18 protein-coding genes, 3 tRNA genes and 1 riboswitch are annotated in these 25967 nt (G+C 28.9%); of the genes, 2 read left to right on the top strand and 19 right to left on the bottom strand.

What is annotated here, in order from left to right:
- Positions 1-2 precede the first annotated feature (2 nt).
- From ABUA17_RS15205 to rph, 6 genes are all read right to left on the bottom strand, one after another.
- A tRNA-Arg gene (locus tag ABUA17_RS15205) sits at positions 3-76 on the bottom strand.
- A gap of 70 nt (positions 77-146) precedes the next feature.
- Positions 147-220 (bottom strand) — tRNA-Gly (locus tag ABUA17_RS15200).
- 73 nt (positions 221-293) lie between these two features.
- Positions 294-369 (bottom strand) — tRNA-Pro (locus tag ABUA17_RS15195).
- A gap of 108 nt (positions 370-477) precedes the next feature.
- Positions 478-954, bottom strand: coding sequence for a metallophosphoesterase (locus ABUA17_RS15190; RefSeq protein WP_042402919.1), 477 nt, complete (start codon positions 952-954; stop codon positions 478-480).
- A gap of 134 nt (positions 955-1088) precedes the next feature.
- Positions 1089-1688 carry an XTP/dITP diphosphatase gene (locus ABUA17_RS15185; RefSeq protein ID WP_042402917.1) on the bottom strand — a complete coding sequence of 200 codons (600 nt, stop codon included), beginning with the start codon at positions 1686-1688 and terminating at the stop codon, positions 1089-1091.
- Position 1689: 1 nt separating this feature from the next.
- A complete protein-coding gene (gene rph, locus ABUA17_RS15180; RefSeq protein WP_042402915.1) occupies positions 1690-2439 on the bottom strand; it encodes a ribonuclease PH in 750 nt (249 codons plus the stop codon).
- A 126-nt stretch (positions 2440-2565) separates the two neighbouring features.
- On the opposite strand from rph, the gene ABUA17_RS15175 reads away from it, so the two are divergent.
- Positions 2566-4197, top strand: coding sequence for a hypothetical protein (locus ABUA17_RS15175; protein ID WP_195951712.1), 1632 nt, complete (start codon positions 2566-2568; stop codon positions 4195-4197).
- Between the two features lie 44 nt (positions 4198-4241).
- Here ABUA17_RS15175 and ABUA17_RS15170 read toward each other — a convergent pair whose 3' ends face one another.
- Positions 4242-5732 carry an ABC transporter substrate-binding protein gene (locus ABUA17_RS15170; protein WP_195951713.1) on the bottom strand — a complete coding sequence of 497 codons (1491 nt, stop codon included), beginning with the start codon at positions 5730-5732 and terminating at the stop codon, positions 4242-4244.
- A 272-nt stretch (positions 5733-6004) separates the two neighbouring features.
- Here ABUA17_RS15170 and ABUA17_RS15165 point away from each other — a divergent pair, with 272 nt between their 5' ends.
- On the top strand, positions 6005-6289 hold the full coding sequence (locus tag ABUA17_RS15165; protein WP_052330770.1) for a hypothetical protein: 285 nt from the start codon (positions 6005-6007) through the stop codon (positions 6287-6289).
- A 40-nt stretch (positions 6290-6329) separates the two neighbouring features.
- On the opposite strand, the gene ligA is transcribed toward ABUA17_RS15165, so the two are convergent.
- The 12 genes from ligA to ABUA17_RS15105 form a co-directional block, all read right to left on the bottom strand.
- On the bottom strand, positions 6330-8315 hold the full coding sequence (ligA, locus tag ABUA17_RS15160) for an NAD-dependent DNA ligase LigA (protein WP_042399244.1): 1986 nt from the start codon (positions 8313-8315) through the stop codon (positions 6330-6332).
- A gap of 27 nt (positions 8316-8342) precedes the next feature.
- Entirely contained in the window at positions 8343-11753 is a 3411-nt protein-coding gene (locus ABUA17_RS15155; RefSeq protein ID WP_042399242.1) for a UvrD-helicase domain-containing protein, read from the bottom strand.
- A gap of 409 nt (positions 11754-12162) precedes the next feature.
- Positions 12163-12879: a pseudouridine synthase gene (locus ABUA17_RS15150; protein WP_042399239.1), complete on the bottom strand. Its 717-nt coding sequence runs from the start codon at positions 12877-12879 to the stop codon at positions 12163-12165.
- 122 nt (positions 12880-13001) lie between these two features.
- Entirely contained in the window at positions 13002-14999 is a 1998-nt protein-coding gene (locus tag ABUA17_RS15145; RefSeq protein ID WP_195951715.1) for a triple tyrosine motif-containing protein, read from the bottom strand.
- 170 nt (positions 15000-15169) lie between these two features.
- On the bottom strand, positions 15170-15613 hold the full coding sequence (locus ABUA17_RS15140; RefSeq protein ID WP_042399233.1) for a YaiI/YqxD family protein: 444 nt from the start codon (positions 15611-15613) through the stop codon (positions 15170-15172).
- 79 nt (positions 15614-15692) lie between these two features.
- Positions 15693-17045 carry a glucose-6-phosphate isomerase gene (locus ABUA17_RS15135; protein ID WP_042399228.1) on the bottom strand — a complete coding sequence of 451 codons (1353 nt, stop codon included), beginning with the start codon at positions 17043-17045 and terminating at the stop codon, positions 15693-15695.
- Between the two features lie 256 nt (positions 17046-17301).
- Positions 17302-17913 (bottom strand): DUF6241 domain-containing protein, encoded by a 612-nt coding sequence (locus ABUA17_RS15130; protein ID WP_052330695.1) that lies wholly within the window; start codon positions 17911-17913, stop codon positions 17302-17304.
- A gap of 81 nt (positions 17914-17994) precedes the next feature.
- On the bottom strand, positions 17995-18867 hold the full coding sequence (locus tag ABUA17_RS15125) for a M15 family metallopeptidase (protein WP_195951716.1): 873 nt from the start codon (positions 18865-18867) through the stop codon (positions 17995-17997).
- Between the two features lie 282 nt (positions 18868-19149).
- On the bottom strand, positions 19150-20691 hold the full coding sequence (guaA, locus tag ABUA17_RS15120; RefSeq protein WP_042399225.1) for a glutamine-hydrolyzing GMP synthase: 1542 nt from the start codon (positions 20689-20691) through the stop codon (positions 19150-19152).
- A gap of 147 nt (positions 20692-20838) precedes the next feature.
- Complete coding sequence (gene guaB, locus ABUA17_RS15115; protein ID WP_042399221.1) at positions 20839-22293, bottom strand: IMP dehydrogenase; 1455 nt, start codon at positions 22291-22293, stop codon at positions 20839-20841.
- A gap of 169 nt (positions 22294-22462) precedes the next feature.
- A riboswitch (purine riboswitch) is annotated at positions 22463-22560 on the bottom strand.
- Between the two features lie 265 nt (positions 22561-22825).
- A complete protein-coding gene (locus tag ABUA17_RS15110) occupies positions 22826-24283 on the bottom strand; it encodes a pilus assembly PilX N-terminal domain-containing protein (protein ID WP_195951717.1) in 1458 nt (485 codons plus the stop codon).
- Positions 24284-24291: 8 nt separating this feature from the next.
- A complete protein-coding gene (locus ABUA17_RS15105; RefSeq protein WP_055291581.1) occupies positions 24292-25872 on the bottom strand; it encodes a type II secretion system protein in 1581 nt (526 codons plus the stop codon).
- Positions 25873-25967: the final 95 nt, after the last annotated feature.

Raw genomic sequence — 25967 nt, 5'->3', positions numbered from 1 at the left:
GGTGCGTGTTAAGAGATTCGAACTCCTGGCCCACGCCTTAGAAGGGCGTTGCTCTATCCAGCTGAGCTAAACACGCATAATACCAAAGAACGTTTATTATTTTAAAACATTTCTTTATTTATGTCAAGCTTTTTTTTAAGCTTTTTTGGAGCGGGTAGTGGGAATCGAACCCACCTTTCCAGCTTGGAAGGCTGGAGTATTACCGATATACGATACCCGCACATTTGAGATTTTAAATCTCTTATTTAACCAATTGAATATCCTCATTCTACTTGAGTTTCTTTTAGTTAAACTGGTCGGGGTGACAGGGATCGAACCTGCGACCTCATGGTCCCAAACCACGCGCGCTCCCATCTGCGCCACACCCCGGTAATCATCTTGTTTCGTTTCGCTACATCTCGCAGCGACAATGATTATTCTACATGATGATTTTTAATCCGTCAACACTTTTTTTAAATTTTTTTTATTTTTTTTATTTTATATCTCTTTTATATATGTAACTGGACTTTTTCCCTCAATTAAATCAATGTATCCTAAGGTTTTATCTAACCTTCCCATTCCTAATGAAATACTTCCTGGATTCATCAAAATTAATCCATCCTCTTCTTCTATAATAGGTATATGAGAATGTCCAAATAAAACTATATCTGCTCCAACTTCTTTTCCTCTGTAAAAGATAGAGTTGTATCCATACTTTACTCCATATCTATGCCCATGACACATAAATATCTTTTTACCTTGAAGCTCAATTAGCCTTTCTTCTGGATATAATCCTCTCATATCACAGTTTCCTCTAACAGCATATACTTCCCCTTTGAATTCCTCTGTAATTTCCCTTAGATCTTCTTCTCCATCTCCTAAGAATAAAAGTACATCTGCACTACTAATTCTTTTTTTAACCTTATCTATACTAATTCTATTTCCATGTGAATCACTGATTACAGCAATAAGCATAAAATCATCCTTTCCATTAAGTTAATAATTAATAGTTTATAGTTAATAGTTCATGTTGAAACTCCTTTCTGAGTTTCTTAAATAATATTCTAAAGTCTGCCTAAGCAGACTTTATTCCTTAACTATTAACTAAATTAAAGTATTTCTTTAAGCTTTTTAAGAGCATTTCCTCTATGAGAAATTGCATTTTTTTCTTCCGAGGAAGCTTCTCCAAAAGTCTTATTAAATCCTTCATAGAAGAATAATGGATCGTAGCCAAATCCACCTTCAGTTTTTAGCTCTTCAATAATGTAGCCATCAACCTCTCCACGAACTACTTTAGTTTCACCATTTTCATCAACTAATGATATTACACAAACAAATCTTGCTTTTCTATCATCACCCTTGAAGCCCTTCATTTCTTCTAGTAACTTAATATTATTTTTATAGTCATTCCCATGCTCACCAGCATATCTAGCAGAATACACTCCAGGTGCTCCATTTAAACTATCTACTTCTAATCCTGAATCATCAGCTAAAACTAAAAAATTATCTTCTCCTCTTTTTTTCAAATATGAATAAATTTCAGTAGCCTTTTTCTTAGAATTTTCTTCAAAAGTAATTCCATCTTCTTCTACATCTATGTTAATATCCATATCATTCAAAGAATATACCTCATACTCTAATCCATTAAGTATATCTTTAATTTCTTTTATTTTCTTAGAATTATTACTAGCTAAAACTATTTTTTTCATATTATTTTCCTTCTCCTGTTCCAATCCATAAAGAATCCATCTTTAAGCAATCTTTTTGTAATTGAATCATTTGCTTTATTCCTTTTTCCGCTAAATCTAATAATTCATTTAATTCTGCTCTATTAAATGGAGCCTCTTCGCCTGTACCTTGTATTTCAACAAACTCACCTTCATCAGTTCCAATGACATTCATATCAACTCTTGCTATCGAATCCTCTTCATAGCATAAATCAAGTAGTTTTTCCTCTCCAACAATTCCTACACTTGTTGCGCATAAAAATTTTCTAATAGGATAAACTTTAAATGGTTTTTGTTTATGTAGTTTGTTCATAGCATCAACTAAAGCTACAAAAGCACCACAAATAGAGGTAGTTCTTGTTCCTCCATCAGCTTGTATAACATCACAATCTATCCAAATAGTTTTTTCACCTAAAGCTTTTAAATCAACTACTGATCTTAAAGCTCTTCCTATCAACCTTTGTATTTCCATTGTTCTTCCATCAATTTTTAACCTTGATATATCTCTTGGTTTTCTAGTTGCTGTAGAACGTGGTAACATATTATATTCAGCTGTAATCCAACCTTCTCCACTACCTTTTAGAAATGGCGGTACTTTCTCTTCTATTGATGCAGTACAAATTACCTTTGTATCCCCTACTTCTATTAAAACAGATCCTTCTGCATGTTTTATATAATTTCTTGTTATTTTTGCATTTCTAACTTGGTCATTTCTTCTTGCTCCACTTCTCATTAAAAACTCCTCCATTTCATAATTTTACTTACTATATATTAAATTTCTCCTTTTTTTAAAAATAATGCAACAAATTCTCACTTAACTCATAATATTAATATAAGGATTAATTAAGAGGTGAAGAATTTGAGATATATTGGGCCATTTTTTAGAATGAATAGCCTTTCTGAAAAGGAAATTAACGGACAACTTTTTTATTTATCTAAAGAAGCAGTAAAAACTATAGTACTACAATCCAAATGTGGTTTAGTTTCTAAAATAAAAAAGAATAAATCATCTTCCTCCATTGATATTACCACAAATAGTAATTTTTCTCCACTATTATGTGTTTACAGGAAGTCATCTGCAAACTTTATTCATAGTAAAAATTCAAATGGATTTGATGAAGATTCTTTCAAAAAAGAAATTAACCCAAGTACTAATGCTTTAATGACTTTATGCTTATTAGAATTGCTAGATTACTATAGAAGTTTTGAAAACATAGATAGTAGTAATTATGCCTTGTATGATTTATACAATAGTATATCTAAGGATCAACTTGAGTTTTACTCTTCAAACCTACGAAACGGTGAAGGAGTTTTCGTAGATAAGAAGAACTTGCTAGAAAATAATGCTAGAAACTTTAATTTAGTTGATAAAGATAATAAATTTAAGTTTTCAGATCAAGCTTTTATGATGCTTGCATATTATATGTTTTCTATTAAGAATCCAAAAGATGATGTTTCAGAATCATACGCGGAGTTTTCATTACAAATTTTAAACATGTTTTATGACTTTAAAGATAAATTATACGAATGCTCACTAGATGAAATTTGTAAAGTTCTACTATCATTAAATATTTTATATAGCTATAAAAACGATAATGAGCTTAAGGATTTTATAATAGATTTAGCTGATTATGCAATGTGTAAATTTGATGAAAAGGACTATTATGTTGACTCTTTAGATACATCTGCATTATGCTCATTAGTTTTAACCCTATCTTATAAACATACAAAAATAATATCATTTTTAGAGAAATCTACTGAAATAATAAATCGACTATACTCTTTATATGATGAGGATAAGGGTTCTTTTTATAAGTTATCATCAAAAAAAGAAATTAAATATTCCTGCTTTGATATTACATTTTACATTTTAGCTTTTATTATTTATGATGATGTATCTACTAATTCATCTGAGCATAGAAATATGATATCTACTGTTTATAAAAAGTTTATAATAAACTCAGGAATAATTTCTAGTTGGCCTGAGGCACCTACATTAGATGATTATGAACGTTATCGAGGCTTTACTTTAAGCTCAAAAGATATGGTAGATGAAAGTTATTTTAGAATGCCAGATATCCCTGCCCCTGAAAGCACTGGGGTTGCACCAATATTTAACAAGTATGTTACTTATAATAAACGTAAAGATACATTTTCTAATACCAAAAATACATTTGATAGTTACAGGAATTTTTTAAACTTCTTCTTACTTATTCACTTATTTAAAGATGAATATATGACTGAACTAGGATTAATTCCTGTTGAGGTCGCAGATAATAATGATATACGCGATGACAACTCAACTACTATTGAAGAATCCGAAAACTCAATTCCTAAGGTTGAAGCAGATATTGTAACAGAAGTTCCATCTGATGAATTAACATCTAATTCTGTTGATAATACATTTATAACTGTTGATGAATCAATTTTAACTGAATTAAGCGATAGTGATAAAAATAATAATGAAGCTAACCCACCATTATCTAATTAATAAAATAAAGTCGGCATAAGCCGACTTTATTTCACTTTACCTATTTATTTAATAGCACTGAAATCTATATTGCCATTACCATCTAGAATATTTTCATCTTCAGTATCATTAACTGCTATAGTATTATTATAAAATAATAGTGGTAACACTCTATAATTATTAAAAAGCTCTTCTTCTATCTCTGCAAATAATTCTTCTTTTTCAGCCTTAGAATTAGAATTATTTATCATATCCCTTTGACTTTTGGGAAGAAAACTTGATATTGTCGCAAGAAGCTGTTCATCATCTTCTAACTTAGCATATACATTTACTAATGCAATATCATAATAATTTTTTTCACTAATTAAATTCATATCATCTTCAGTAAGCAAATTGCAAACTAAAGTTATATCTGTATTTTCTTTAAACCACGCTGTTAAATAATCAGTTATATCTTTATTTTGTAAGCTTTCTTTTGCTACAAGAACTATTTTACTTGGCATCTCTACATCACTTTTGAAATTGACCATAACATTTCTGCTTTGCAACTTTGTTAAATCATCCTTATCCTCTCTAAAATAGCTACACTCAGCTAATTCAAGAAGTAAATCATTTTTATTCTGATATTCTTCTATAGCTTTACTAATCAATCTATATATTTCATTTTTGACTTGATTTGAAAAATTTTCATTATTCCCATTAAAAGCTAAGTAAACAGCTTCATCAGATGGACTTTCTACTAATTTCCCCTCATCTTTAAGCCTTTGTAATTGACTTGTAGGTGGATTCATAACAATATCTCTTTCACCTATTTCAAAAGCAGCTAATGCCAAATCTTCACTATCATCCTTAACTAAATGTATTGTTTGAGCCAATTCTGCATTTGAATTATCAGCTCTCTTTAAAATTATTTCAGAATCACTCATTGAAGAAATATAATAGTTGCCTGAATATGTAATGGAACTATAATTTTTATCTATATCCTCCCAAAACAGCAACTCTTTTCTTACTCGATACTGTGGCTTAGTTAGTTCCTCAATAAATCCATCATCCTTTGAATTCAATCTAATTTTCAAACTATCTTCAGTGCTAGTTATAGCAACAGTATTTGAAAATGAATTACTACCATTTATATAATCTTTTACACCAAATACATTTAATAATGCAGAAATTTCACTTTCTTCCGTAATTACTTCTCTAAAAAAATCTACAATATCGTTAGGGGTAATCTTACTGCCATCACTCCAATAAATATCATCTCTAATTTTAAATACATACTCTAATCCATCATCACTAACAGTGTAGTCCTGAGCTAAAACTGGTTTTATATTACCCTCAGCATCTAACTCCACTAAGCCTTTGCTTGTAGCACATACTATATCTTGTTCTCTTTTATTTAATTCACCAATAGATTTTAAATTTTCTGGTATACTTGTTATTGAATAAACAATATCTGCAGTATTACTTTCACTTTCCTGTGGTGTCCTATCTATAAAACTTAATAATATAATTATTGTTACAATCGAAACAGAAATAGCTGCTATTATCTTTTTCAAATTTATTTCCCCTCTCTTGTTATACTTTTCTATAATTATAGACATAATTATAGAGAATTAATCTTTTTCAATAATAAGTAAATTATTTTTATAGAAATTTTCCCAATTTATGATATAATCATTTAAGTAAGATTCAAAATTTTACATTTTGTCAATCGAACTTAACTGATACCCTAAATCTTATATTTAGAGTAGTAGAAGTTACACTGTGTGTACTAAGCCACTGAAAGAAGCTTAGTTTCCTTTTATATTTTTATGGAGGTACTAATTATATGACAACTGCAATGCAAATAGTTCAAATAATATTTCAATCAGTAGCAATAATATTTATGATTTGCTTTATGTTCATTGGAATATGGTCTTTCATAGCTTTTTTAAAAATGCTTAAAAATCAAAGAATTCAAACATTTTTACTTGAAAAAATAAATAAAAGTATTTCAGCACTTGAAAATGATACAAAAAAAAATGATCCACTTTATGAACCTGAGTTCTTAATGGATGATTCAATTACTAACGATGATGATAACATTATAAAGTTTGATGATAATATAATATAAAAAAGTAGTTACAAATGAATTTGTAACTACTTTTTTATGTCTAAATCATTTTTTCAAATTCTTCTTCAGTTAAAACAGTAACTCCTAAATCTTGAGCTTTAGTCAATTTAGAACCTGCCTCTTCTCCTGCAATAACATAATCAGTCTTTTTACTTACACTTCCTGAAACCTTAGCTCCTAAACCTTCAAGTTTAGCCTTTATTTCACCTCTAGAGTAATTTTGCAATGTACCTGTTACTACAACTGTCTTACCATTAAAAGAACTCTCTACTATTACAGTTTCTTCAAATATAGGTTTTACTCCTAAATTGAATAATTCTTCTATTGTATTTAATACTTTTTCTTCATGGAAAAATTCTAATACACATTTAGCTACTATATCACCAACATCTTGGACTGAAATTAACTCTTCAAATGTAGCATTTTTTAATCCCTCAATAGATTTAAACTTATTTACTAAATCTTTAGCAGTTTTAACTCCTACATTAGGAATTCCAAGTGCATATATAAATCTATATAATTCTGGTGTTTTACTTCTTTCAACTGCATCTAAAAGATTTTGAGCCTTCTTTGGTCCAAATTTATCTAAAGTTAATAGTTCATCAAAATTAAGTTTATATAAATCTGCTATTGATCTAATATCTAGTTTTTCGAACAATTGCTCTGCTGTCTTTTCTGAGAATCCCTCGATATTCATAGCATCTCTACAAGCAAAATGAACTATACTTTTTACCAATTGCGGCTTACAAGATAATGTATTTTCACAGAAATAATGTGCTCCATCTAAAACTAAATGACTTCCACAAGCCGGACAAGTTTCTGGTACTTTTATTTCAGTAGCATTTTCTAGAGAATCTTCTACAACACCCATAATTTCTGGAATAACATCATTAGATCTTCTTATGAATACTTCTGCTCCAATCATTACTCCTTTTCTTTTAATATCATCCATGTTGTTTAAAGTTGCTCTTTTTACAGTTACCCCTGCTAGTTCTACTGGTTCAAGTATTGCTGTTGGTCCAACTCTTCCACTTCTACCAACATTCCATTCAACATCTAATAATGTAGTCGTAGCTTCTTGAGCTTCAAACTTAAATGCAATTGCCCATTTTGGGAATTTAATAGTATATCCAAGTAGCTCTCTAGTTCTTATGTCATCAATAGCAATAACTACTCCATCAATATCATAATTTAAATCAAATCTCATATCTTTGATTTCGTCTATATATTTTTTTACATCCTCTAGATTGTCTGCATACCTTATATATGCATCCATAGGAAGTCCCTTTTCCTTTATAAAGTTTAACATTTCTTCATAACTTTTAAAGTTTTGCCCTTCTTTATAACCTACATCATAAAAGAACGCAGAAAGTCCTCTTCTTGCTGTTTCTTTAACATTTAAATTTCTAAGTGCTCCTGCTGCCCCATTTCTTAAATTCTTAAGAGGAGTTTCTGATGTTGCATTATATTTCTCAAAAGCTTCAGTAGTCATAATTGCTTCACCATGAACTTCAAACAAGTCTCCTTTTGAAGTTTTTAAAGGAATAGATTTTATTGTCTTAACTTGAGCTGTTACTACCTCACCAGTTTCACCATTTCCCCTTGTAGCTGCAACTTCCATTACTCCATCTTCATTATAAGTTAAATTAATAGTAAGCCCATCAAACTTCTTTGTTATTACATATCTTAATGGCGGTAAGTTTTCGCCTCTAGAATTCATTTCATTTACAAATTTAACATTTCTATTATGCCAATCTATTATTTCTTCAAAGCTTTGTGCTTTATCTAAACTCCATAATCTAGCTTTATGTGTATATTTAGAAAACCCTTGTAAAGTAACATCTCCAACTCTTTGTGTTGGTGAATAAGGAAGTACATATCCTGTTTCTTCTTCTAAAGCCTTTAATTCATCATATTTACTATCATATTCTTTATCTGTAACTGATGGATTATCTAAAGAATAATATTCATAAGCATATTTATTTAAAAGTTCAACTAATTCTTCTATACGAGCTTTCTTATCCATTAAAATCTTCCTTTCTTAAATGGCAATTTATAAAAGTTCAAGCTTTGCCATTGATAACATTAAGTTCTTTATTCCTTGTTTATCAAATGCAATAGTTAATTTTTTATCTCCATTAACATCAGCAACTGATACAATTGTTCCTTCTCCAAACTTATTATGCTTAACTTTTCTTCCCATAGTTGCCTCTGCTGCTGTCATTAATGAAGATGAACTATTTGAATTTGTTGAACTATTTGTTCTTGATAGCCCACTTCCACCAAAGTTTCTATTTTCAAATGTTCCGTAATCACTTCTTAAACTATGTGGATTACTATAAGTTGGCTTAAATCTATTAGTTGAAGGTGTCTTAGCTGCACCCTGAGTTAAGTCTCTTGTTTCTCCAGTCATAGATACATATTCTCTTAATTCTGGCTTAATTTCTGAAATAAAGTCTGATTGAGGATATGCAACAGTTCTACCAAATACTCTTCTTACTTCAGCAGATGTCATAAATAAGGTTTCTTTTGCTCTAGTTATTCCAACGTAACAAAGTCTTCTTGATTCTTCCATTTCAGCATCACTATTAAATGAAGCTTGACCTGGGAATATTCCATTTTCCATTCCAACCATAAATACAACTGGGAATTCTAACCCCTTTGCACTATGAATGGTCATTAATACAACTGTTCCATTTTCATCTTCTTCATCTTCAAGTTTATCAGTATCTTGAACAAGTGATACCTTTTCTAAATAAGCTTCTAATTGAGTTTTATTTATATCAAAATCAGCTGATCCACTTCTCTTTTCTGCTTCATATGTTTTTTCAAAATCAACAGCATCTGATACTAATTCTTTTAAGTTTTCTATTCTACTCTTATCTTCTATTTGCTTTGAAGCCTCAAGTTCTCTAATATATCCTGTATCCTCTAGAATTGTTTCTATTAAATGTGATACTGGAACAGTCTCAGATATCATCATTAAATTTTCCATAAGTTCCATGAACTTTTCAATACCAGCACAGTTTCTCGCTGTTAGTGTTGGTATAGTTCTAACTTCTGATAATGCATCCCATAAAGTTAATTCATAACTTTCAGCAAAATCTAAAACTTTTTGTATAGTTGCATCTCCTATTCCTCTTTTAGGAACATTTATAATTCTTCTTAAAGCTATACTATCTGAAGGATTAACAAGCACCTTTAAGTAACTTAACATGTCTTTAATTTCTTTTCTATCATAGAACTTTGTTCCACCAACAATTTTATAAGCTATTGCAGCTCTTCTTAAGCTTTCTTCAAATATACGTGACTGAGCATTTGTTCTGTAAAGTATAGCAAAATCCTTGTATTGTCTATTTTGCTCTCTTTTTATTTTTTCAATTTGATTTGCTACGAAAGTACCTTCATCACTATCTGAAAACGCTCTATATATTTTAATTTTACTACCTAATTCTTGTTCAGTTCTTAATACTTTACTTTTTCTATTTGCATTATTAACTATAACAACATTAGCTGCATTTAATATATTACCTTTTGAACGATAATTTTGCTCAAGTTTTATAACCTTAGCTTCTGGATAATCCTTTTCAAAGCCAAGGATATTCTTAATATCTGCACCTCTCCATTGATAGATACAGTTGTGAACTACAATATCATTTGCAATATAGTTTCTTGCATTATCTATATTTAAATCATAAACGAATCCACTATATAATTCTCTTTCAATAGATACTATTCTATCTTCTTCTATTACACCATTATTATTTACAGCTATTATCATACCTTCTCTTAAACTTCCCATTGGCATGAACATAAAGCTCTTATCAGTACTTAATTTTGCTTTTCTTAATATTTCAAAATCTTCAACTGCGGCTAAATTTCTTGTAAATTCTTCTGCTTCATCATATAAAGCTCTTTCAGTTTCTACTCTATAGGTATTTCTCTCACCATTTCTAACATTAAATCCAGCAGATACAAACTTTTCTCTTTCTTCTTCTCCTGATGAATTTAATCCAATTCTATGGCTACATAATCCCCTTTGTATAGATTTTTTACCAGCAAAGAAGCTTATATTAACTCTCTTTCTAACCGAATTTTCCCTTATAACTGCATTACATAAATGATGTGGATATTCTTTATATAAATACTCTTCTTCCATAAGCCTTTCTGCTGCATCAACTGTATTTATTTCTTCAAACATTTTATTTATTTTCTCTTGAGATAAAACAATGTTTCTGCCTCTTGCATTAAATACCACTGTTGGTATTCCATATTTAATAGCATAATATTGTTCATAATAAGTTGCATCTTCTTTAGAATCACATACCTTTATTACCCAAATCTTATCTGCCTGTTCTCCATTTAATCTTACAGCTAATCCACTAGTATTTTTATTCTCTCTACTTCTTATAGATGAGGTTTGACCTATTCTATATCCAAGTCCATTTTTATACATTAAGTAAACATAATACTTATCTTCTTCTAATGCCACTTTTCCAAAAGTTAAATGATTTGGTGTTGATTTAATTACCTTTCCATTAACAGTTCTAACCTTAATTACTTCATTAGTATACTGTTTCTTACTTATATCAGTAATAGGTAAAATAGCTGTTTCTCCATTACCAGCTGCAACAAGTATATTATCTCCACACTTTAAATCTTCAATTTTCTTTGTTCCGTCTTTTGTAGTTATTAATGTTCCTTCAACTAAACATTGGTCATCATCACCTACTACACATAAATTTCTATGTTTAGCTGCAAGCAAAGTCACCAATTCATATTGAGCTCCATTTGTATCTTGATACTCATCTACCATGATATATTGAAACTTTCTTTGATAAAACTCTAAAGTCTCAGGATCTTTCTTAAATAATTCAACAGTCTTACAAATTAAATCATCAAAATCTAAAGCATTATTTTCCTTCAATCTTTTTTGATACATTTTATAAACTTCAGCAATCTTCTTTTCCCTAAAGTTTGATTCATGTTCTCTATAATAAGAATCAGCACTTTGCATATTATCTTTTGCTTTGCTTATCTTACCCATTATTTCTTGTTCAGTAATTTCTTTATCATTAATTTGAAGAATTTTTATACATTCTTTTATAAGTGTCTTTTGATCTGTTCCATCATATATAGTAAAATTCTTTTTATATCCTAACTTTTCAATTTCTCTTCTTAATATTCTCACACAAGTAGAGTGGAATGTTGAAATCCACATATCTTTGGCCTTATCTCCTATAATAGCCTGAACTCTTTCCTGCATTTCCTTTGCAGCCTTATTAGTAAAAGTAATAGCTAAGATTTTATATGGAAAGATATTAAGATCTTCTATCATATGAGCCATTCTATAAGTTAAAACTCTAGTTTTTCCTGAACCTGCTCCTGCTAAAATAAGTACAGGTCCATCCACAGTTACTGCGCCTTCATATTGTTCTTTGTTTAATAAAGATTTTAAATCCAAAAGAACATCCTCCCTTCAAAAACATATCTAAGTCAAATACCTTCAAAATCAAATCGAACGTATAATCTATCTAAAGCTTATTATAGCATAACAGTATATATTATTACCTTAAAATAAAAATTTAATTGTATGGTTATGGAATTTTATGGTTTTTATACCCTGTTTATTTATCAAATTTCCACTCCAAAAATTGCAAATTTAAAAAAGAACGCAAAAAAACGCAACCCTTGGGGCCAGGTTGCGCTTCAGCAATAAGCAATAAATAAAAAGGGGGCTATTTAATTCCTTTTATTTATCCTTGCATTAATATTATAGTAGAGAAAAAATTATATTGCAAGGGATTTTTGAAAAATATCTTGCTGATTTTTAACATCATGAATGTTATTCTATCATTTTTTGTTTTCTTTCGTTAAAAGCTCTTTAAAATGGCTAATTCCTCTTCTGTTAACTCTCTATATTCGCCTTCTTCTAAATCTTCATCTAAAGGTAAAGTTCCAAATTCTGTTCTTTTTAGATATACAACGCTCTTACCAACAGCTTCAAACATTCTCTTAACTTGATGGAATTTTCCTTCTTGAATAGTTACCATAACTTCTGAACCTTCATCAGTTGCATTTAATATTTCAAGCTTTGCTTCTTTACATAAATAACCATCATCTAAAGTAATTCCAGCTTTAAATTTTGCAACATCTTCATCAGTTACTTTTTTATCTATTTTTGCGTAATAAACTTTATCAACTTTCCATTTAGGAGAAATTAATCTATGATTTAATTCTCCATCATTAGTTAATAATAATAACCCTACTGTATCCTTATCTAATCTTCCAACTGGGAATGGTTCAAATACTTGATGATCAATTTCTAATAAATCAACAACAGTTTCATCTCTGTTATCATATGTAGCTGAAACAACCCCTTCTGGTTTGTTCATCATTAAATAAATAAATTTTCTATAAAATATTTCTTCACCATTAATTATTATTTTATCTTTTTCAGGATCAACTTGCATTCCACTATCCTTAGCTATTTCTCCGTTAACTTCAACTAATCCACTTCTGCAAATTTTCTTAAGTTCTTTTCTTGTACCATATCCTAAATTAGACAGTACCTTATCTAGTCTTTCCATACAACACCTCGTTAAACTTTATATAGCTTATTCTATTATTAATATTCCACAAATGCAAGAAATTAAAAGTACCGCTTCAATAGAACCTTCAAAATATGAATGTTCCATTAAAACGGCATTTCTTATTTTACTTCAAATTCTATTGTATCATAATCTTCATAAGGAATATCTTTATGGAAACTCTTAGCTAATACTAAAACTCTATAACTTCCATTTTTAAATGGAACAAATGTATAGTAACTCTTTCTACTATAACTTTGAGATAATACCCATTCTCCATTTATCATAATATAAAATTCATAACAAACTTCTTTTCCACCATGTGATGTTGCTTCAAAAGTTACTTCTTGTCCTATTTTGAATTCATCAGAGTAAAGCTGTATTTTAGTAGAATTAACAGGAGTTACTTCTTGAACATAGATAGAAACCTCTTTTTTACTATCATATTCTTCAGTAGACTTCACATTTTTCGCATAAATTACAAATGAATATTTTCCAGGACATTTCGGCTTTATTTTTATTGCTTTTTCTGTTACAAATCCAGTATTTTCTACCTCATATCCATTTATCTTTGTAACAAATTTAACTAAAACATCTTTAGTATTTTTAACTATTGCTTCAACATTAATAATATCATCTACTAAATAAATTTCCTTACTATTTAATAATACATAATCAATATCCGCTGCTATATAATCCTTTGCATCTATAAATAATGATGTTGATGCATCATATGGCCTTGAAGAAAATTCATCTTTAACTTTAATATCTACTTCATATGTTCCTGATTCAGCTGGAATAAAATCAATCCAATTATTTATTCCATAATCTATACTTTCTTTTTGAATTCCTTCTTTATAAATTGTAAATTTATAAAGAGGTTTTATACCACCATCAGTTTTTACTTTAATATTTATTTTATCTCCAATTATACACTTTCTGCCCTTATCACACTTAACATCAGATATTCTAACTGGCTTTTCTCCCTTATTTAAAATTTCATATTGAATAGAAGTAATATCCTCATGATCACCTTCAAATGAAATATCTTTAACTTTTAATGTTATTTTATATTTGCCCTCATCTCTAGGTTCCCAAACACACTCATTTCCTCTAATATATCCACTATCTTCAGAAATAGGCCCTTCTATTATATATCTATATAATAATTCTCTTCCTCCATCAACATCTGCCTTTAAATTAATAACAGTTCCAGCTGCTTGTGGTGATTTAACATCACTTTTAAAACTCCTAATTTTAATTTCTTCATACGGATCAACGTTATATAATATAACAGCCCTATCATCAAAACTTTTTGATGAAAACATATCCCTTACTAAACATAATAATTTATATTGACCAGGAACCTTTTCTTTAAACGTGACTATGCTTCTAGAAGAAAAATCTTGAATACAAATAACCTTTCCTTCCTTATTTACCTTCAAAAATTTATATAGTAATGGCCTATTTTGCTGATAATTTGATTCCACCTTAAAAATTAATTCTTCATTTACTAACTTATTGTTTGTTAAGCATTCAAAATTAGTAATTTCTATTTTATCTAATTCATTAACTTCAATCTTAACAGTAGTAAAATCATCTACATTTCTTTCAGAATCTATCTTTTTACATTCTATTAATATTTCAAAATTGCCAGCTTCAACTCCAGTAAAAATATATTCTCTCTCAGTGCTATAATCCCTTAGAATTTCCCAATCCTTTTCTCCATTAACCCAAAATCTATATAATACTAAATCTTCCTTAGAAGTTACACTTATTGTAGATTTTTCACCTACTCTTATTTTATTATTAACTTCTACTTCTTTTATCAACTTCTCATTTTCTATAACTTCATATTCTGATTTCCCAAGATAATCGTATGATTTCTTACATGAAGTTGATTTTCCTTGAACCATTATCATGTATCTTCCTGGCTTAGAGGGTTTCCATGTACATATATTGCTTTTAGAAAAATCCTGTATAGGCTTCCAAATTCCTTCTAATCCTTCTATAAATTTATATTCAACATCATCATTTTCAGTTGAAAATGCTGTAATATTTACACTCTCGTTCAAATCAGCAGGGCTTTTATTGTCAAAATCAATTAGTACCTCTTTCATTTTTCTTCCCCCTCACCATATTATCTATAATTAAGTTAATCACTTTACATAGCTTTATCGTTTTACATAATTTTCTATATAAATTATACTCTTTACTTTGCAAAATAAAAACTGAAATTTGTCTATGAAAGTATAAAAAAAAGAACAAACTATAGATATTTTTCTACAGTTTATCCTATATTTTTTTCTTTTATTAAATATAATAAATTTTTTCGTAATCTATCGTCATCTTCATAAGACCTTTTCTTTGCATTTGGTGTCTTTCCACCGCCTCTTCTTATCTTTTGAGATAAATGTCTTTGTTCAAGCATAGCACCTATATTTTCATTAGTATAAATATATCCCTTTGGACTAATTACACTAGCTTTTTTCCCTAAGCAAATGGCAGCTACACCGTAGTCTTGTGAGATTACAATATCATTACTTAAACATTCATTTACAACCTTCATATCAACACTCTGAAATCCACTATCCACAATTCTAACTTCACCATAGCTTACATTTATATAGTGATTAATATCACAATATATTATAAGCTCTAATCCATATTCCTTTGCTATATTTACAATAATGGAGATACCAGGACAGGCATCTCCATCAACAATAATCTTCATTGTACTAAAACTTAAGGGAAACTCCTTTTCCTATCGTCAAAGGAGTAGGTTCGCCTTGCCAAATATAAAATTTGGAGGCTTACTTAAGTCTTGCTTCTAATTCAGCTTTTAAATCTTCGAATCCTGGTTTACCAAGTAAAGCAAACATATTCTTCTTGTATGCTTCAACACCTGGTTGGTCAAATGGATTAACTCCTAAAAGATAACCACTAATTGCACAAGCTTTTTCGAAGAAGTAAACTAATTGTCCAAAGTAATATGGTGTTAATTCTGGAATATTTAAAATCATGTTAGGAACTCCACCATCACAGTGAGCTAATAATGTTCCGTTGAATGCTTGTTTATTAACGAAGTCAACTGTCTTACCAGCTAAGAAGTTTAATCCATCAATATTTCCTTCAACTTCTTCTATAGTAAGTTCTTTTGTAGCTTTTTCTACATTAAGAACTGTTTCAAACATTATTCTGCTACCATCTTGAATGAATTGTCCCATTGAATGTAAGTCTGTTGAGAAATCAACAGCAGCTGGGAATATACCCTTTTGATCTTTACCTTCTGATTCTCCATATAATTGCTTCCACCATTCATTAAAATAGTGTAATGAAGGTTCATAGTTAACTAAAACTTCTACATTCTTTCCTTTATTGTATAATGCATTTCTCATAGCTGCATACTTATAACAATCATTATCTTTTAATGATGGGTTAGAGTATTTTTCTCTAGCATCAGCAGCTCCTTGCATTAATTCATCTATATCAATTCCAGCAACTGCGATTGGTAATAACCCAACAGCTGTTAATACTGAGAATCTTCCACCAACATCATCAGGAACTACAAATGTTTCGTAACCCATAGTGTCAGCTAATCCTTTTAATGCTCCTCTTTCTTTATCAGTAGTAGCAAATATTCTTTCCTTAGCTCCATCAACTCCATATTTCTTTTCCATGAAGTCTTTGAACATTCTGAAAGCTATAGCTGGCTCAGTAGTTGTACCAGATTTAGATATAACATTAACAGAAACATCTAATCCTTCAATAGCTTCAAATAAATCGCTAATATATGTTGAACTTATGTTATTTCCTACGAAGAATACCTTAGGTGTCTTTCTTGCATTGTTTGGTAACATATTATAAAAGTTATTTGTTAACCCTTCTATAGCAGCTCTTGCTCCTAAATATGATCCACCAATACCAATAACTATTAATACATCTGAATTTTCTTTAATTTTGTTAGCTGCAACTTTAATTCTTGCAAATTCCTCTTTATCATAATTTACAGGTAGGTCTAACCATCCTAAAAAGTCGCTCCCTGCACCAGTTCCTTCATGAACAGTATTGTGAGCAAAATTAACCATACCTTCCATTTTATCTAATTCAGCCAAAGATGCATATGGTTGAACTTTTGATAAATCTAAACTTAAACCATTTTTCATAATTTTACCTCCGAATATTGTGGTATTTTTAACATTTTTTATTATATCATAATTTATCTTATGCTAACAATTTAAACCCAAATTATTTATCTATTTTGACGACATTATACGATATTACTTTCCGACTTTTCAAGACCTAAAATAATTTTTGTAATCCTACACTATAAATTCCTTATTTTTATAGAAATTTATAAATTATTTATCATTAATTCTTATATGCATATCCATATATATTATATTCATAAATATAATTAGATTATTCACTTAAAGAGTTAACAATAGTTTCTATACTTTGCTCATCTAACGATTTTGCCTTACCTATAGTTCCACCAAGTTTTGTCCATACATAATTATGAACTTCTACACCATTAGAAAAATCTAACCCTTTCCACTTCTTTAATTCTGTATCAAGATATTCATCTCTACCATTTAGCTGATATAAAACTTTATCTATGTTATCTTCAGTTATCTCATCTTTTCCCCATATGTTACCATCTTCAGCTATTATTATAGTATTTGCCATACGATGAATCATATCATATATTGTGTTAATATCAACAGCTTCAGCTGTAATATTTTCTTCTGTGTTATCAACATTTTCTTCTTGTATTTCTACCTCATTTTTTGATTCACTTACCTTGTTCAAAGCAAAATTAACTATTTCATATCCATTTGCCCATAAAACAGCGACCGTTGAAAGCGATAATATTAAAACAATTATAATTATTATAGCTTTTTTTGCTTTAGAACTTCCTTCTTCATAATCATCTTCATCTTCCTCATAGTCATTTTCATATTCTTTTGCATCAACAGTTTTAAATTCTTCTATTTTTTCTTTATCCTTATTTTCCATTTCATCTTTTCCCATATCAATACTCCTTTCACTTCTTCTCTTAACTATAACTTAAATCAATATCAACATATTAATATTTAATAAAATACTTTTTACCTAGTTACTTACACCTTTAAGTTCTTCTATTTGAAAATTCACTTCATTAATAAATTCTTCAAAACAAATCCCTCTATCCATAATATCTTTAGCTATATTAGCATTTCCAATATATCTAAAATGCCATGGTTCATAGTTATATCCTGTAATATCTTCCTTTCCCTTTTGATACCTAAGAATAAAACCATACTTATAGCAATTATTATATAGCCACTTAAATGCATCAGTATTTTCAAAACCCTCATCTAAGTATGGATAATCATTACACACTATGTCAATCGCCAATCCTGTTTGATGTTCTGATGCACCTGCCTCAGCTGTATATTGTCTAGTTTTTTCAACTCCTTTTACTTCTACTCTTGAATTATATAAATTTTCTTGAACGCTATAACCTCTATATCCAGAAATAGCTATAAGATTAACATTATCATTCAACGCAGCATTAAACATTTCCTTTGCTGCATTACTTGTCCTCTCATCTAACTGCTTACATTCAATATACTCTTCAAAAGCTATATCTGACTCAACCAAAGTACTAGGCACATAATCATCCTCAAGTTTATTATTTTCATTTACTAATATAAATAATTCATCATTCAATATACCTTCTAATCTTTTAATTTCATTACTTTTTAAAGTATCACTATCTGTACTAAAAGATTTATTCTGCTCTTGACTTCTAGACTTTGCTAACAAACCCTCTTTATTATTTATCTCCTCTATACTTTCATTTTTCTTGCTACTATTAACACTACTTTTATTATTATCTATATTATTATCACTTACGTTTCTAATTCCTAATGCAATTGCAACAACTACAAATATCCAACAGGACATTATTTTTAATTTATTAACCTCATTTCTATTATTCATATCCTCCTCCTATTAACACTATAATATTTGGTATATATTACCACAGTTTTTACTATAATACTTTTCACAACCTTTTTCTAGTAATTTTCTAAAAAAGCAGATAAGATTTTACCCTATCTGCTTTATAATTATCATAGTAAAAATTATGTCCATTATTAAATTTCATCACGCACTTACTGTTAAATTTTAACACATTTTAATTGTTTTTTCCATACAACTTTCAATATTGTAAATAAAAAAACTCGGAATGCTTAATAAAAGACATTCCGAGAATTTTATTTATTATTCAAATTCAATAGTTGCAGGTGGTTTTCCTGTACAATCATACATTACTCTGTTTACACCATTAACTTCATTTACTATTCTAGTAGTTACTTTTCCAAGAACTTCCCATGGTAAATCAGCAGATTCTGCTGTCATGAAATCACTTGTAGTTACAGCTCTTAAAGCAATTGCATAATCATAAGTTCTTTCATCACCCATAACTCCTACAGATCTCATATTAGTTAAAGCTGCAAAGTATTGACCGATTTCTTTATCAAGTCCAGCCTTAGCTATTTCTTCTCTATAAATAGCATCTGCATCTTGAACTATTCTTACTTTTTCAGCAGTTACTTCACCAATAATTCTAATACCAAGTCCTGGTCCTGGGAATGGTTGTCTGTATACTAAATGTTCTGGTATATTAAGCTCTAAACCAGCTTTTCTAACTTCGTCTTTAAATAATAATCTTAATGGTTCGATTATTTCTTTGAAATCAACGTAATCAGGAAGTCCTCCAACATTGTGGTGAGACTTAATTACAGCTGAATCTCCTAATCCACTTTCAATTATATCTGGATAAATTGTACCTTGAACTAAGAAGTCCACAGCTCCAATTTTCTTAGCTTCTTCTTCAAATACTCTAATGAATTCTTCACCTATGATTTTTCTCTTAGTTTCTGGATCTTCTACCCCAGCAAGAGCCTCATAGAATCTTTCTTGAGCATTAACTCTAATAAAGTTTAAGTCATATTGACCTTCTGGTCCAAATATAGCTTCTACTTCATCTCCCTCATTTTTTCTAAGTAAACCATGGTCAACAAATACACAAGTTAACTGCTTTCCAATAGCTTTTGATAATAAAACTGCTGCAACAGATGAGTCAACTCCACCTGATAATGCACATAAAGCTTTACCATTTCCTACTTTTTCTCTTATTTCTTCAATTGTCTTTTCAACAAATGAATCCATTTTCCAATCTCCAGAACACTTACAAATGTTATAAACAAAGTTTGATAACATCTTAGTTCCTTCTTGAGTATGCATAACTTCTGGATGGAATTGAACTGCATATAAGTTCTTTTCTGCACATTCCATAGCTGCAACTGGACAAACAGGAGTATTTCCTATAATTTTAAATCCTTCTGGAGCTCTTTCTATGTAATCAGTGTGACTCATCCAACAAATTGTTGATGGTGCAACACCTTCAAATAATTTTGATTCAACATCAACAGCAACTTCTGTCTTACCATATTCACTTACAGGCGCAGTAGCAACTTTTCCTCCAAGTACATGAGACATAAGTTGTGAACCATAGCAAATACCAAGTACAGGTATTCCTAATTCAAATATAGACTTATCACATAAAGGAGAATTTTCACCATATACACTGTTTGGTCCTCCAGTGAAGATTATTCCTTTTGGGTTCATTTCTCTTATTTTTTCAACGCTTAAATTATAAGGATGAACCTCACAATATACATTACACTCTCTAACTCTTCTTGCAATTAATTGATTATATTGACCACCAAAGTCAAGTACTAATACTAATTCTCTACTCATTAGAATCCTCCTAATGTTTTTTCTTTAATTATCTCGTAAAATTATACACTTTTCAACAAAAATGTTAAAATCTAAACACAGAAACTCCAAAAAGGAGTTTCCATATCTAACTATTAACTAAGAACTATTAACTATTAACCATCCAAACTATTCTCTAACACTATAATTTGGTGCTTCCTTAGTTATATTTATATCATGTGGATGACTTTCTCTTATTCCTGATGCAGTTTGAACAACAAATCCAGCATTTTCAAATAAATCTTCTAAAGTTGGAGCTCCAAGGTATCCCATACCTGATCTTATTCCACCTATTAATTGGTATAAAGTATCAGCTACTGGTCCCTTATATGCAACTCTTCCTTCAACACCTTCTGGAACAAATTTCTTAGTACCATTTTGGAAGTATCTATCAGAAGAACCTTTCTCCATAGCCCCTAAAGAACCCATTCCTCTATAAACTTTATAACTTCTTCCTTGATATATTTCCATTTCACCTGGTGCTTCTTCACAACCAGCAAGCATTGATCCCATCATACAAGCACAAGCTCCACCAGCTAAAGCCTTAACTATATCTCCTGAATACTTAAGTCCACCATCAGCAATTACTGGAACTCCATGTTTTCTTCCTTCTTCAGCACAATCCATAACTGCAGTTAATTGAGGAACCCCTACCCCAGCAACTATTCTTGTTGTACAAATTGATCCTGGTCCAATACCAACCTTTATACAGTCAGCTCCAGCTTCAGCTAAATCTCTTGTAGCTTCTGCAGTAGCAACATTACCAGCAATTATTTGAAGATCAGGATATTTAGCTTTTATCTTTTTAACACCATCAATAACTCCTTTAGAGTGACCGTGAGCTGTATCTAATGTAATAACGTCAACTTGAGCTTTAACTAAGGCATCAACTCTATCCATCATATCATTAGTTATTCCAACTGATGCTCCACAAAGCAGTCTTCCTCTTGAATCCTTTGCTGCGTTTGGATATGCTCTAACTTTTTCTATATCCTTTATTGTTATAAGACCTTTTAAGTTGTTTTCTGAATCAACTAAAGGTAATTTTTCTATTTTATGAGTCTTTAATATTTCTAAAGCTTCTTCTAATGTTGTTCCTTCTGGAGCTGTTACTAATGGACTCTTAGTCATAACTTCTGAAATTACTTTATCATAGTTTGTTTCAAAAACTATGTCTCTGTTAGTTATGATTCCTACTAATTGAGTTCCTCTTGTAACTGGAACACCTGAGATTCTATATTGAGACATTAATTCTAATGCTTCTCTTACTGTATGGTCTTCATTCAAGAATATTGGATCTGTAATTACTCCATTTTCTTGTCTCTTAACTCTATCAACTTCTTTTGCTTGATCTTCAATTGTCATGTTTTTGTGTATTATTCCGATTCCGCCTTCTCTAGCCATTGCAATTGCCATCTTAGATTCAGTAACAGTATCCATACTTGCACTCATTAGTGGTATGTTTAGTGTTATTGTCTTTGTTAATTGAGTTTTTAATGAAACTTGATTTGGTAAAACCTCTGATTTGTTTGGTACTAGTAATACATCATCAAATGTGTAAGCTGTTTTTAATATTCTTGCCATACTTAATCTCTCCTATCATAATTATTTATCTTTATATTTATGTAATAAATGCATTTTATATCTGATTATTTATTTTTGGGGTTAATCAAATAAAAAAAAGCATATTAAGTCCGCTATCTATAAGTGAACATTAATATGCTTTTACCCTATACATTATTCGTGTTTAGGTAAGTATATCAAACTCACTCATAGATGAAAATTTAAGGTTTTCAGTAGAAACACCCTGCCATATTCAGGGTTTATATGAGTTGTTTTATTATTCGTGTTTTTTCGCTTTTTATTATTATAGTTTATGGTTTATGGCTTGTCAATATAATAAATTGAAACAAATAAATGCTAATAATATATTTACCATCTTTGTGGTATATTATTAGCATTTATAAATATCTTATTGTTCATTTTTAGTAATTTTATTAATATCTCTACTTATTTTATGATAAATTATTATTTTAGTTATTATCTAAATATAAATATTTTTAATTTATAGAACTTAATTCTTATTCAATCCTATTTTATATAACTTCATCTTTTTTTAATTAGTTAAAAACTCGTTAATAAAATTCAACACTTTCTCACTAGAAGGTATAAGCCCTATTGCATTTATATTTATATCAACTTTATAAAAATATAATTTTCCTAGTACCAAAATAAAACTTTTCCCATTATTATTTATTGTATATCCCACTGGCTTTCCACTCGGACTATTAATATTTTTCATAACAATAATAGCACTATTCCTTATATTAGTAGTAAAAGTTTCTCTACTATATAATTCTCCATTAACTAAAAAACCACTATCAATCAAGTCCCAAATTACATATTCACTCGAATCAATTGATCCTGTTATAGTATTACTATTATTTGATTCTAATGTAAATATACCTCTAGCATATATATTTTCTTTAATATATAAATCACTATTATATAGTTTTATATTTAGTTGCTTATTTACATCCACTCCCGATTCCTTAACTAGCAACTTACTATCTTGTGAATTTATATTTATTCCGCTATTAGAATATATTCTTTGTTTTATACACATCAAACTACTATTGCTTATAACTATATTTATCTTATTATTTATCTCAATCCCACCTTTAACTATTAAATTACTATTATTTAATATAATAGTTAATGGCTTATTAGACCTTATCGACTGCTCTACAACTAATGTACTATTAACAAGTTCTATAGTTTCAATATTGTTATTATAAAAATCTAAACTATTATTTACTTTCACAGTTTTATTTTCTATTTTATTTAAATCCTCTGACTTAATTTGAGAATTTTCTAAAGTATAATCAAATTGAATATTGCTCCATTTATCATCATTACCTAATTCATTGACAAAATTTTCAACATTGATTTGATTTATTCTAATATTTAAACTATTAAGTTCACTATTATTCCCTGAGTCTTTAACTATTTGATTATTAATATCAATCTTTCCTCCTGATGCTATACTATCTATAAAACTTAATTGGTTATTTTCCTTTACTTCAATATCCCCTTTTACATTTAAGCAAGCAAATGGATTAAATATTATGTTACCTACACTATCTACAGTAAGATTTACACTAATAATTTGTTCCTCTTTCTTTTGAATAGTAGAATTGCTTTCTTTATAAGCTATACTTGTTATAGTATATTCATAAATATCTTCACCTAAATCATTAGTTGTTTTTTTATATTTTCTATTACCTTTAACCTTAATACCTTTAAAACTATTTGAATCACTAAAAGTAATATCTATTTTTTCAAATTCATTTGGTAAATTTTCTATTTTATTTACAGAAGATAATTCTTTTATTAAATTATTCTTTAAAATACTTAATCCGGACTTTGCTGCCAATTCTAAATCAACATTTGCACTGTAATTAGCATTTAACTTCATAGTATTAATAACACTTCCTGATACAGCTGTTCCTATTATCAACAAGGCCGCTGTAACGACTAAAACTATTACCAATGTTGCTCCCCTTTTTTTCATTAAATCACCTACTCATAATATACTTTTACATTTCTAATAAGCTCAGTCCCAATATTACCTTGACTCTGTATTAATATATTCTTTTTGTTTCCAGGCTGTATTTCTGAATTATTAGATTTCCAATTAATCTCATAATTATTTTCATCAATTTTTCTCCAACTATTAACATTATATATAGCCGTTATATTTTTATTAGGTATAAATTCAAATAATATTTTCATAGAATTTATCTGTTTATCAGTATTATTTTCAATAAAAATACTCCATTCAGCACCACTTTGCCAATCTTTAATGTCTTCCCCACTATATATTTTCACTTTATTATATTCGTTTTCACATGCTACATAATTAATAGTATTTTTAGGTGCAAACCTTGCTATTATATTATTTATTTGTTGTTGGATATTTAATGATAGTTCATTATAATCATTTAAAACTTCAAACCCTCTATTATTATTGTTAATTGTAACATTTTTACCAACAATTATACTGTTATTCATCCTTATGTCATTTATTAAATTAATGTTTATATCTCCATTACAAATAAAAATTGTATTCTCTAAATTACTACTCTGATTAATATTCACCTGATAATAATTAACTAAATATACCTTATATCCATCTATCTCTATGTATCCTACCCCATTCAATATATCTTCTTCATTTATTTCATCAGTTATATATGTTTTATCAATACTATCTATATTATTGATAGAAATGCTATTTTTCTTTAAAAATGTAAATGAAGGTGGATAAACATCACCATACTCTACTTCGACTTCATTTCCATTAATCTTATTAAACTTTATTCCTTCACACCTAATAACATCTAGCTTTTGACTTATAAACTCTTTAACATTTATATCAATATTTTTTGCAGATATAAAATGATTAAATATATTACAATTTACTTTATCTGTTGTAACTGACCCTATATTTCCATTTCCATTATTACTTCCTTCCCCATTAATTCCTAATTCAATATCCATTTTTTCATTAATATCAGTAGAGAAACTTGATGAATATTCTCTATCAACATTACCTTTTATGCCTATAATATTCATATTAATTAAATTTTCATTTTTACTAAACTCTATATTGTTGGATATATCTAAGTTATTAATTAATATAACTATGTCGTCATTTGATACTGAAATACTTATATTATCACTCTTATCATCATTTAAAAGCCTAGTTTTATCATCAATACTAAAACTTACTTGTAATAAATTAATATCACCATTTTTATTAGTAGCCTTAATATACACTATATTTTTTTTAGCATATCCTTTTGGAACTACGACCATTAATGACTCTTGATTATCAATTTCATAATTATCATTAATTAGTAATATCTTATTTTTATTAGTATATATAAATACATCTTTTGAATTATAATCCTCAACTACATTTTCTATACTCATTACTGCTTTTCTAAATTGATCTTCTCCTACAGAATAATTTTCAGTTCTATTATAAACTTTATATCCTTGTATTAATATTCCGCTTATTAGCACTGATGCTAATAATAATATAGATAAAACAACCATTAATTCAACTAAAGTAAAACCTCTTCTTTTATCTTTCATTTTTCCTCCTTTTTATATTTTTCGATCTGTTAAGTTATATGAACATTGCTCTTCTCAACCTAAGGAAATACAATAAGTTTGCGAGACTAAATAAT

Origin of the sequence: Clostridium sp. RTP31139st1_H3_RTP31139_211217 (assembly GCF_040227035.1) — a bacterium.
In the GTDB taxonomy this organism is placed as follows: domain Bacteria; phylum Bacillota; class Clostridia; order Clostridiales; family Clostridiaceae; genus Clostridium; species Clostridium saudiense.
The sequence above is the reverse complement of the archived record's forward strand: the minus strand, read 5'-3'. Positions and strand labels throughout refer to the sequence as shown.